The sequence below is a fragment of the Bradyrhizobium cajani genome (assembly GCF_009759665.1).
GTDB classification, from domain to species: domain Bacteria; phylum Pseudomonadota; class Alphaproteobacteria; order Rhizobiales; family Xanthobacteraceae; genus Bradyrhizobium; species Bradyrhizobium cajani.
Genome location: NZ_WQNE01000008.1, coordinates 202,810 through 213,122, shown reverse-complemented (window position 1 = coordinate 213,122; position 10,313 = coordinate 202,810). Strand labels below are relative to the sequence as shown.

General features: G+C 65.6%; 11 protein-coding genes and 1 riboswitch. Of the genes, 7 read left to right on the top strand and 4 right to left on the bottom strand.

Going from position 1 to position 10,313, the window contains the following annotated elements; genetic code table 11:
• Positions 1–155: 155 nt before the first annotated feature.
• A complete protein-coding gene (gene crcB / locus GPL20_RS13255; RefSeq protein ID WP_157329902.1) occupies positions 156–542 on the bottom strand; it encodes a fluoride efflux transporter CrcB in 387 nt (128 codons plus the stop codon).
• Positions 543–561: 19 nt separating this feature from the next.
• Positions 562–1,773 carry an MFS transporter gene (locus GPL20_RS13250; protein WP_254125447.1) on the bottom strand — a complete coding sequence of 404 codons (1,212 nt, stop codon included), beginning with the start codon at positions 1,771–1,773 and terminating at the stop codon, positions 562–564.
• Between the two features lie 96 nt (positions 1,774–1,869).
• Positions 1,870–1,947: riboswitch (Fluoride riboswitch) on the bottom strand.
• Positions 1,948–2,261: 314 nt separating this feature from the next.
• Here GPL20_RS13250 and GPL20_RS13245 point away from each other — a divergent pair.
• A complete protein-coding gene (locus GPL20_RS13245) occupies positions 2,262–3,125 on the top strand; it encodes a DUF1194 domain-containing protein (protein WP_157329900.1) in 864 nt (287 codons plus the stop codon).
• A gap of 83 nt (positions 3,126–3,208) precedes the next feature.
• Here GPL20_RS13245 and GPL20_RS13240 read toward each other — a convergent pair whose 3' ends face one another.
• Positions 3,209–4,054, bottom strand: coding sequence for a nucleotidyltransferase domain-containing protein (locus tag GPL20_RS13240; protein WP_157329899.1), 846 nt, complete (start codon positions 4,052–4,054; stop codon positions 3,209–3,211).
• 95 nt (positions 4,055–4,149) lie between these two features.
• On the opposite strand from GPL20_RS13240, the gene GPL20_RS13235 reads away from it, so the two are divergent.
• Both GPL20_RS13235 and GPL20_RS13230 read left to right on the top strand, forming a co-directional pair.
• Positions 4,150–4,533: a bleomycin resistance protein gene (locus GPL20_RS13235; protein WP_157329898.1), complete on the top strand. Its 384-nt coding sequence runs from the start codon at positions 4,150–4,152 to the stop codon at positions 4,531–4,533.
• A 72-nt stretch (positions 4,534–4,605) separates the two neighbouring features.
• Positions 4,606–5,208, top strand: coding sequence for a hypothetical protein (locus tag GPL20_RS13230; RefSeq protein WP_157329897.1), 603 nt, complete (start codon positions 4,606–4,608; stop codon positions 5,206–5,208).
• Positions 5,209–5,235: 27 nt separating this feature from the next.
• On the opposite strand, the gene GPL20_RS13225 is transcribed toward GPL20_RS13230, so the two are convergent.
• Positions 5,236–6,144: a GntR family transcriptional regulator gene (locus GPL20_RS13225; protein ID WP_246250450.1), complete on the bottom strand. Its 909-nt coding sequence runs from the start codon at positions 6,142–6,144 to the stop codon at positions 5,236–5,238.
• Between the two features lie 90 nt (positions 6,145–6,234).
• On the opposite strand from GPL20_RS13225, the gene GPL20_RS13220 reads away from it, so the two are divergent.
• The 4 genes from GPL20_RS13220 to GPL20_RS13205 are packed head-to-tail and all read left to right on the top strand — an operon-like array spanning position 6,235 to position 10,313.
• Entirely contained in the window at positions 6,235–7,170 is a 936-nt protein-coding gene (locus GPL20_RS13220) for a hydroxymethylglutaryl-CoA lyase (RefSeq protein WP_157329896.1), read from the top strand.
• Complete coding sequence (locus GPL20_RS13215; protein ID WP_157329895.1) at positions 7,167–8,381, top strand: CaiB/BaiF CoA transferase family protein; 1,215 nt, start codon at positions 7,167–7,169, stop codon at positions 8,379–8,381. Before GPL20_RS13220 ends, GPL20_RS13215 begins: the two co-directional genes overlap by 4 nt.
• A gap of 40 nt (positions 8,382–8,421) precedes the next feature.
• A complete protein-coding gene (locus GPL20_RS13210) occupies positions 8,422–9,468 on the top strand; it encodes an ABC transporter substrate-binding protein (RefSeq protein WP_157329894.1) in 1,047 nt (348 codons plus the stop codon).
• Positions 9,465–10,313 carry an ABC transporter ATP-binding protein gene (locus GPL20_RS13205; protein WP_157329893.1) on the top strand — a complete coding sequence of 283 codons (849 nt, stop codon included), beginning with the start codon at positions 9,465–9,467 and terminating at the stop codon, positions 10,311–10,313. Before GPL20_RS13210 ends, GPL20_RS13205 begins: the two co-directional genes overlap by 4 nt.

The following is a 10,313-nucleotide window of genomic DNA, read 5'->3' as shown; positions in this document are numbered from 1 at the left end:
GGGTGAGGGGGGCTCTCCGCGAGGGCGGTGGCAGTTGGGCTCGCGGAGAGTCCCCCTCACCCGGAATCTGCGTTTCACGCAGATTCCGACCTCTCCCCGCAAGCGGGGCGAGGTCAAGCTGCGGCACGGCCAACACTTCTGCAAATCCCATCGCGCTAGCCTCCAAAACTGTCCGCGAGGAGGAAGCCGCAACTGACGGCGGCGAGGCACAGCCCGACCGAGAACACGACATTGCCAAGTGCGGAGAGCGGCTCGCCGCTGCGCGCCAGCGTCAGCGTTTGCAGGCTGAACGAAGACACCGTGGTGTAGCAGCCGAGGAATCCGGTCACGGCGAACAGCCACGGATTGGGCGCGGCGAACACCGAGCCCGGATGGGTCGCCAGCGCGCCAAGGATGCCGATCAGGAAGGCGCCGGTGACGTTGATGGTCATGGTGCCCCAGGGAAACGTCTCGCCCAGCCGCCGCGCGATCGCGCCGGAGACGAAATAGCGCGCGCAGCCGCCGAGCACGCTGCCGATCATGATCGCAATCGCTCCGCTCATCACGACGGACGGCCTCCCCTCATCGCTCGTGCTCCGCCGCCAGCCCGTTGCCGACGGCGAGCAGGCCCACGAGCGAGATCAGCGCAAAGCCAAGCCCCGCCAGGAACGTGCCTGCCGGACCATAGGCGTCCCACAGCGCGCCGGCGATGACACTCGCTGCCAGCAGGGCCAGCCCCGTGAACAGGTTGAAATAGCCGAACGCGGTGCCGCGCAAGCTCGGCGGTGCCGCATCGGCGACGAGGGCCGAGAGCAATCCTTGCGTCAATCCCATGTGCAACCCCCACAGCACGACCCCGAGTGCCAGACCCGCAAGGCTTCCCAGCAGCGCGAGCGCGAGGTCGGCCGCGGCGAGGAAGACGAGACCGAGCGCGAGCAGGCTGATGCGGTTGATCCGGTCCGATAGCACGCCGGCCGGATAGGCCGACAGCGCGTAAGCGACGTTCATCAGCACCAGCACCGCCGGCACCCACATTGCGTTGAGGCCGATGTTCTGCGCGCGGAGGATCAGGAAGGCCTCGCTGAAGCGCGCCAGCGTGAAGACGACACCGACCGCCACGACCCGCCAGTAGACCGCTCCGAGCTGCCGCATTGCGGCGAGATTGAGCGGATTCCTTGCAGGCTCCCGGTTCGGGTCCGGCTCCGGCTCGTTCACCGCAAGCGAGATCAGGCCAAAGGACAGAAAGGCCGGCAGCACCGCCACCCAGAACACGATCGTGAAATTGTCCGCCGTCCACCACATCAGGCCGATCGCCACGAGCGGGCCGGCAAAGGCGCCGATGGTGTCGAGCGACTGCCGGAGGCCGAAACTTGCACCGCGCAGGCCGACGGGGGCGATATCGGCGATCAGCGCATCGCGGGGCGCGCCGCGGATGCCCTTGCCGACACGGTCGATGAAGCGGGCCGCGACCAGCCAGCCGATGCTGGGCGCGAGCGGGAATAGCGGTTTTGTCAGCGCGGCCAGCCCATAGCCGAGCGCGGCGAGCAGCTTGCGGCGGCCGAGCCAGTCCGACAGCGCGCCGGAAAAGATCTTCGTGATCGAGGCCGTCGCCTCCGCAATGCCCTCGATGAAGCCGACCGTGAGTGTGGAGGCGCCGAGCACGGTGACGAGATAGAGCGGGAGCAGGGCGTGGATCATCTCGGAGGAGATGTCCATCAGCATCGAGACGAAGCCGAGCACCCAGATTCCCCTGGGCAGCTTGGTGCGCACAACATTCGGTGTCGTCGTGGTCACGTCCTCGCTTTCTCCTTGGCCTTCAGGCAACAAAAAACCCGCCATCGGCGGGTTGTCCATGCTCCCGCCAAAGGCAGAGGCTCAAAGATTGCCCCACCTCAAGCAGGAGTCATCAGCCCACGATGGTCATCGACCGCGGGGCGGTTGTCGGGGGACTCCATCCCCATCTGTGCGTCCAGCCTAGCATGGAAATCGCGCCGGACAAGTGGTCGGGGTGCGTGTGTCCACCAGCAGCTGTCGTTCCGGGGCTCGGAGGCGAGAACCTGGTGCGCCTTGCGCGCCTGAGAATCTCGGGATTCCGGGTTCGATGCTGCGCATCGCCCCGGAATCACAGTGCTGGTGTTGAGCGCATGTTCTCGTGTCAGCGCTATGGCCAAACGACGGCAACGCTTGGCAGCGATGCACTCGAATGTGAAGCGCAAGCGATCTTCGTGCTTTGCGGCAAGGCGATTGCATGTCACCATCGCGTCATACGACGGGAGGCCGCGATGCGCTTGCTGTTCTCGATCGGGGCTGTGCTGGTGGCCGGCGTGCTCGCCGGAGGGGATGTCGCGGGCATCGCGGCGCCAGGGCCAAAGTTTGAGCCGTCCACGCATCAGCCACAGCGGCTGGCCGCCGACCGGGACGCACAGACGGTCGATGTCGAGCTGGTCCTCGCGGTCGATGTCTCCTACTCCATGGACATGGACGAGCTCGCGATCCAGCGCGAAGGTTATGCGCAGGCGATCCAGTCGAAGGAATTCTTGCAGGCGTTGAAGCTCGGGCCGAACGGCCGGATCGCGGTGACCTATTTCGAGTGGGCCGCCTCCAGCGACCAGAAGATCATCATCCCCTGGCGGCTGATCGATGGCCCCGAGACCGCGGACGCGGTCGCCGCCGAGATCATGAAGACGCCGATCCGTCGCGCCTCGCGCACCTCGATCTCCGGTGCGATCACCTTTGCGATGCCGCTGTTCGACGAGGATCCCTATCGGGGCCTGCGCCGCGTCATCGATATCTCCGGCGACGGTCCCAACAACAACGGCAGCCCGGTCACGGTGGCGCGCGATGCGGCGCTCGAGAAGGGCATCGTCATCAACGGCCTTCCGATCATGATCAAGGAGCCGTCCTACTCGACCATGGATATCGACAATCTCGACTATTATTACGAGGACTGCGTCATCGGCGGCCCCGGGTCCTTCGTCATCACGATCAAGGACCGCGACAAGTTCAAGGAAGCGATCCGCACCAAGCTGCTGATGGAAGTCGCCGGCCGCACGCCGGAGCGCCCCGTGATGCGGGTCGCCGACAAGGAGCCGCGTGTCAGCTGCCTGATCGGGGAGAAGATCTGGTCGGACCGCTGGGGGCGCTAAGGCGCCTTGGAAGTCAAATCAATCTGCGGTCTCCTATCCGCCGGCCGACGCGTCGTCCTCGGTGGATAAGACGGCGTAGCCGCTCACGACCGCGTTTCATTCGTTTGCGTCAGCGCCTTCACCTGCCGTTCGATGTCGCGCAGGATTTCGCAGGCTGGCGTCACGGCGCCGGCACCGATCAGCTGCCAGACCTCGTTCGCCTGCTCCGCCAGACGCGGAATCGTCAGCGGCAGGTGGGCCGCTTCCTGGAGCGCGCCCTTTTCGTTGATGAGGTAGCGTTCGTTCAGCGCGAACAGAACCTGCGCGACGCAGGCGAGTGACCGGTAGGCGCATCCGGCGATATGGGTCCGTTCGTCACGCGCGATGGCAAGCTCGGCATTCTCGATGCCGAACAGGATTTCCCATTGGAAGCGCCGGATCAACGCCTCGCGCAGCGGCTGCGGATAGGGCAGCGCGACCGATTTCAACCGGCCGATCAGCGCCTGCGGATCGTGCAGTGGCCGGCACCAGGCGATCTCGCCCGTCCAGATCGCCGAGCAGAAGCCATGCGGATGGCCGGGCTGATAGTCCATGGTGACGACGCCTGCGCGACAGGACTCCATCACGGCTTCGACCGCGTCGGCATTGCGGTAGAGCAGGTCGACCTTGCGGCCTTGCACCGAAAGCCAGGCGCCGCCGACGATCCACGGTCCCCATTCGCCGACGGACGTCACGTCCGTGGCGGCGGGCTCGTCGGCGATCTCCTTCGCGCATCCCAATAGCCGATCCGTATCGAGCGGGGCCTTCGCGGAGAAGTACAGTCCGATGTCGTAGTCGGAGGAGGGATGCGCATTGCCCCGCGCGCGCGAGCCTCCGAGCACGATGGCCGCGACCCCCGGCACGTCGGCAAAGGCGGATGTCAGGCGCGTGAGCAGCGGATCGTGCGGCATCGAGAGCGGAGCATATGGTGTGGTGTGAACCGTGCAAGAGCTCGGCAATGCATGTAGGCTGCGCGCCGGAGATCGCTTGCGACGGAGAGCACCCGATGACCGACGAACCCCCCATGCTGGTCGGTTCCGCCACCGTTTTCGTCGTCTCCGACATAGTTGCGAGCCTCGCCTACTACCGCGACGTCCTCGGCTTCGCGGTCACCTTCGAATACGGGACACCCTTGTCCTACGTCTGCCTCTGCCGCGACGACGTTGCCCTGCACCTGCTCGCGGCAGCCGGGACGAAACGCCTGCCCGGGCATGGCGGCCTCTGCGTCTTCGTCCGGGACGTCGACCGGCTCTACGCCGAGCTGACCCGACGCGGCGCCAGGCCCGTCAATCAGCCGCAGGACCGTGATTACGGCATGCGCGATTTCGACATCGTCGATGCCGACGGCAATCAGGTCACGTTCGGGATGGGCATTCCTGGAACCGAATGAAGCAAGACCAGCCTTGCTGGCATTCGCGACGGCTGGAGAGTATAATTCGGGAACTCATTGACGGTAACCGGAATGTCCAGCTTCGCAGCTTCACGTGCTTTCGCAATTCCTCTCGCGGTGCTCTGCCTCGCCGGAGCACCGGCTCATGCGCAGGTCGCGCCGCTGCAATACTGGATCCCGGGCGGACCTTTCGGCCTTGGCGGCAGTACCGGCCAGAGCTCCGACACCTACGGCAATTTTCCGAGCTTCAATGCCGGCGATGCAGACCGAGGCTACGGTTTTCGCTCCGGCTTCTTTGTCGGAAGCCAGCATGGCAATCTCGGCTTGAGCGGCCTGAGCCAACCTGCGCCAGCCGGCAATTTCAGCGCGCTGTCCTATGATGGCACGCAGTTCGGCTACAACACCAAGACTGCGGGCGGCATGCCGGTCACGTTCTTTGCCGGCTTCGATACGCTGAAATACAGTGGCGGCATCGGCAGCTCGCTTGCCCCGCTCACCTCCAGCGCCTCGCCCGGTTACGGCGCGTTCGCCGGTGTCGAGCTCAAGCCGACCTCCAACCTCAGCCTGTCGTTCGGCGCCGGTTTCGTCCAGCAGCAATCGGGACGCATGGACAGCGACATCAACTCGTCGATGCTGCCCGGCGAGTCGCCGGCGTTGAGCGGCCTTCGCCGCTGAGATATTCTCGGCCGCGTTGGCCAGGCTTCACGACAAGCCTGCCACCAGCGGGCGTTGCAGATGCTTGGCCATCAGTTCCGCCGCCTCGGTGTAGCGCCGCGTTTCCAGGACGTCGAGCAGGCGCAAATGCTCGCGCACGTGCCGGCGCATGCCGTCGCGGTCGGCAAAGCTGCGGTAGGCGAACAGGCGTCTGATCGAGTTCACACGCTTGAGTGCTTCCAGGAAAAAGGGGTTGCCCGCTCCGCGGATGATCTCTTCGTGGAATTCGCAGCCGGAGTGAAAGATCTCGCCGATCGTCATCCTCTCGAGCTCGCCTTCGAAGACACGCTGTTGGCGCTCGCGCAGGCGTACGATCACCTCCTGCGGCAGCGCAAAGCCGGGTTGCGCGATTGCCGCCGGCTCGATCACCGCGCGAAACGCCTTGGCCTGTGCTTGAGCTTCGGGACTCGAGATCGTCTCTGCGAAGCGCCAGCCATAGCCGGGCAGGCGTGCGATCCAGCCCTCGGCGGCGATCCGGTCCAGCAGCCGCTGTAGCTCGGCCCGGCTGAGACCATAGCGGCGCATCAGCTCCGCCTCGGTGATGTCGGCCGGGAGTCGGCTCGCGAGCACGTCGCCTGCGATGGTCGCATAGACTTGCTCGTTGCGCCTGACGGCCGCGAGCGCCGGCTGGGCTGCGCCGCTGGTGGGATTCTTTGCCAGCACAAAGCCGCGGTGCGGCTCGCCGCGCGCCAGCCCCGCCGCTTCCAGAGCCTTCAGCCCGAGCCGGATCGGTGCGCGCGAAAGGTCCAGCGCGTCCGCAAGCCTTTGTTCGATCAAGCGGTCTCCGGCCCTCATGCCTTCGCGGCGGGCCAGCGCCATGATCAGGCCGGCGAGATGTTCGGCGCGCTCGGAACCGTTTTTGATGCTGCGCTGTCGGGAACTGTCGGATGCGATCATTGCAGTGCACGCGAGTTTTAGAGCTTGACAGACTGTCCCATGGATTGTTCTTTTATGCAACAATATACAATCGATCAGGGAGAGCCCAAGATGGCGCGTGCGCCCGATGTCCACATCTGCGAGGTTGCTCCTCGCGATGGTCTCCAGAACCTGGACATTTTCGTTCCGACCGAAGCCAAATGCGCGCTGATCGACACGATCGCCGCCGCCGGCGTAACCGAGATCGATGCGGGATCGTTCGTCCCGCCAAAGGTCGTGCCGCAATTCGCCGACGTCGATGCGGTGATCGCGCATGCGCTCACACACAAGTCTGCGACCATCGGCGCGCTGGTGCCGAACCCGAAGGGCGCCGAGCGCGCCATCGGCGCCGGGGTCAACGCCGTCTATTTCGTCATCTCGGCCAGCGAGACGCACAACCGCGCCAACGTGCGTCGCTCGGTCGACGAGCAGATCGAGGGGTTTCGCGCGGTCCGCGCCGCGATCGACGCCCGTCCGGCGGACCAGCGGCCGTTCCTGATGGGCGCGATCTCCACGTCCTTCGGCTGCTCGCTGGAAGGCGAGGTGAGCGAGGCTGCCGTGTGCCGGGTTGCGCGCGCCTTTGCCGAGGCTCGCGCCGACGAGATCGGGCTTGCAGACACCGTCGGATATGCGACCCCCAAATCGATCGGGCAGATCGTCACATCCGTGCGCCGCGAGGTCGGGCCGCGAATGCCGCTGCGACTGCACCTGCATGACACGCTCGGTGCGGGCCTTGCCAATGCCGTCGCCGGCCTCGAAGCGGATATCCGCCGTTTCGACGCCGCGGTGTCCGGCCTCGGTGGCTGTCCCTTTGCTCCCGGTGCGCGCGGCAACATCGTCACCGAGGATCTCGTGTTCATGCTGGAGCGCATGGGGCTCTCCACCGGCATCGACCTCGACCGCCTGATGCAGACGCGCGAGATTCTCGCCCGCCATATCCCGGCGAAACATCTGACCGGGCATTTGCACGAGGCCGGCGTCCCCAAGGTCCTGCGGAGCGCGGCATGACCATGGCCGTGCGTGAGACCGCATCGGAGCTTCGCCCGCTGGCCGGCCTTCGTGTCGTCGAGTTCAGCCAGATGGTGATGGGGCCGAGCTGCGGCCTGATCCTCGCCGATCTCGGCGCCGACGTGATCAAGGTCGAGCCGCCCAAGGGCGACCGCACCCGGTACTTCAAGGGGCCCGCCGCCGGCTTTTTCGCGACCTACAGCCGCAACAAGCGCAGCATCGCGCTGGATACGTCGACCGCGCAAGGCCAGGCCATCGCACGCAGGCTGATCGAGAGCAGCGACGTCCTGATCGAGAACTTCCGGCCGGGCCTGCTGAAGCGGATCGGCCTCGACTATGAGAGCGTCGCGGCCTTTGCGCCGCGTCTGATCTATTGCTCGCTCAAGGGCTATTTGCCTGGCCCCTACGAGAACCGTCTCGCGCTCGACGAGGTCGTGCAGATGATGGGAGGCCTTGCCTACATGACCGGTCTGCCCGACCGTCCCATGCGCGCCGGCGCCTCGGTCAACGATGTCATGGGCGGCATGTTCGGCGTGATTGCGATCCAGGCTGCACTCGCCGAGCGGCAGCGGACTGGCCGCGGCCGCTACATCCAGAGTGCGCTCTACGAGAACAACGTGTTCCTGATGGCGCAGGCCATGATGTGCGAGGTGGTCAGCGGCCAGCCCTCGGTCCCGTATTCGATCAAGGACAGCCCGTGGCCGGTCTACGATCTCTTCGACACCAGGGACGGCTCGAAGCTGTTCGTCACCATCGTCGGTGAGGAGCAATGGGAGGCGTTCTGCCGTGCCTTCGATCGCGAAGCCTGGCTTGGCGATCCCCGCTTTGCGACGAGCAACGACCGCGTCGACCATCGCGGCTGGTTGATCCCCGAGATCGCGAAGATCTTCAGGCAATGGGACAAGGCCGATCTCGCCGCGCGCCTCGAGCAGCTCGATCTGCCCTATGCGCCCGTGAACAAGCCCGGTGATCTCTTCGATGATCCGCATCTCAACCAGTCGGGCGGCCTCACCGATATCAGGCTGCCCGACGGCGGCGAGGCCAGGACACCGCTGTTGCCGATCTCCATGGACGGAAGGCGCCTGCCCAATCGCTACGATCCTCCGGAGATCGGTGAGCACAGCGGCGAGATCCTGCGCGAGATCGGCATGTCAACGACGGAAATCGAAACGCTGCGACAGGCAGGGACGATCAAGGTCGCGCCGTCCTGACCGACCGGCGCAATCGAACAAAGAAACAAGGGAGGAGCATATGAGCATTACCAGGCGCCGGGCGCTGATCGCGGGCTCCGCATGGGCGGGCGCATCGCTGCTGCCCGGGCAGTTGCGCGCCGAGACCAAGCAGGTCTCGCTCGCCTTCGGGCCGGTGTCGCCGGTCTATGCCATCGGCATGATCGCGGAGCTGAAGGGGTACTTCAGGGATGAAGGGCTCGATTCCAAGCTCGTCACCGGCAATGCCGGCACATTCGGTCGCCAGACGCTGGCGGCGGGGCAAGCGCTGTTCGCGCATGGCGATGCCAGCCATCCGCTTCAGCTCGGTGCGCGCGGCAAGCCCTGCAAGATCCTGCTCGCGACCGAGATGGTGTGCTCCTACGCCAACATCATGGTCCGGCAGGACCTCTACGACGGCGGCATCAATTCGGTCGAGAAGCTCGCGGACTACAAGCGGGCGGACGGCGCCAAGCCGATCGTCGCCGCGACCGCCATCGGATCGGGCACCTGGGTGTTCGGCACTTATGTGTTCGAAGCGCGCGGGCTCGGCGCCAAGGTGAACTGGGTCGCGGGCGGCGGGACCAACACGATGTTCCCCTCGCTCCAGACCAAGCAGTTCGACGCCATCATGGCGCCGCCGAGCTGGATCGTCGAGGTCGAGAAAAAGGGCTTTGGCAGGACGATCTACGACACGTCAAAACCCGGCGTGTTCGAGCAGGATTTCGGCGGGACGCTGCCCGTGCTCGTCATCTACACGCTTCAGGATACGGTCGAGCAGGACAAGGCGATGGTGCAGGCCTATGTTAACGCGATCTACCGCGCGATGGCTTATGTGAAGGCGACACCGCTCGCGGAGGTGCAGGCGCTGGTCACGCCGAAATATTTCTCGGGCATCGACCCCGATGCAGTCAGTGCCGAGCTCGGCTTCGACAAATCGACCTGGGCCTATGACGGCGTCATCGACAAGCCCGCGTTCGAACGCGGCGCCAAGCCCTGGTACCGCAAGGGAACCGACATTCCCGAGACCAGATACGAGGACGTCGTCGACATGAGCTTCCTCCAGGCGGCCAGGGCGAAATACAAATGATCGCCGCGCCAGGCCAGGGCCTCGCGCTCGCGCGCGACGAGGGTGAAACGGCAGCGGCGCGCACGCGCATTGCCGTGCAGGGTCTTGCCAAGCGCTTCAACGCGTCCGGCCGCGAGTTCGTGGCGGTGGATGACGTGTCCTTCGAGGTCAAGCAGGGCGAATTCGTCGCGCTGCTCGGTCCATCCGGCTGCGGCAAGAGCACCATCCTCAACATGGTCGCGGGGCTGTTGCCGCGCTCGGGCGGACGTATCCTGATCGATGAGGACACGGTCGAGACCGGCAAGGTCAACCCCAGGGTCGGCTATGTCTTCCAGCGCGATACGCTGTTCCCGTGGCGAACGGTGGAGCAGAACATCGGCTATGGGCTGGAGATCGCGGGACTGCCTAGGGCAGAGCGCGCCGGGCGCGTCGCGTCGGCCGTCGAGAAGGCCGGGCTCTCGGGCTTTGCGCAGAGTTTTCCACGCATGCTGTCCGGCGGCATGCGCCAGCGCGTCGCCTTGATGCGCACGCTGATCCTGGAGCCCGAGATCCTGCTGATGGACGAGCCCTTCGGCGCGCTCGACACCCACACCAAGCTCGAGATGCACAAGACGCTGCTGGAGATCTGGGAACGCGAGCGGCAGACCGTGCTGTTCGTGACGCACGATCTCGGCGAAGCCCTGACGCTGGCGAGCCGCATCATCCTGCTCTCGGCGCGGCCCGGGCGTCTCAAGGAAGATTTCGACGTCGCCATCCCGCGTCCGCGCGATCCCGTCGCCGTGCGCGAGACCGCGGAGTTCGGTCGCCTTTATTCCCACATCTGGCATTCCCTCGGCGAAGAATTCCGCCGCACCAGGGCCGACTGA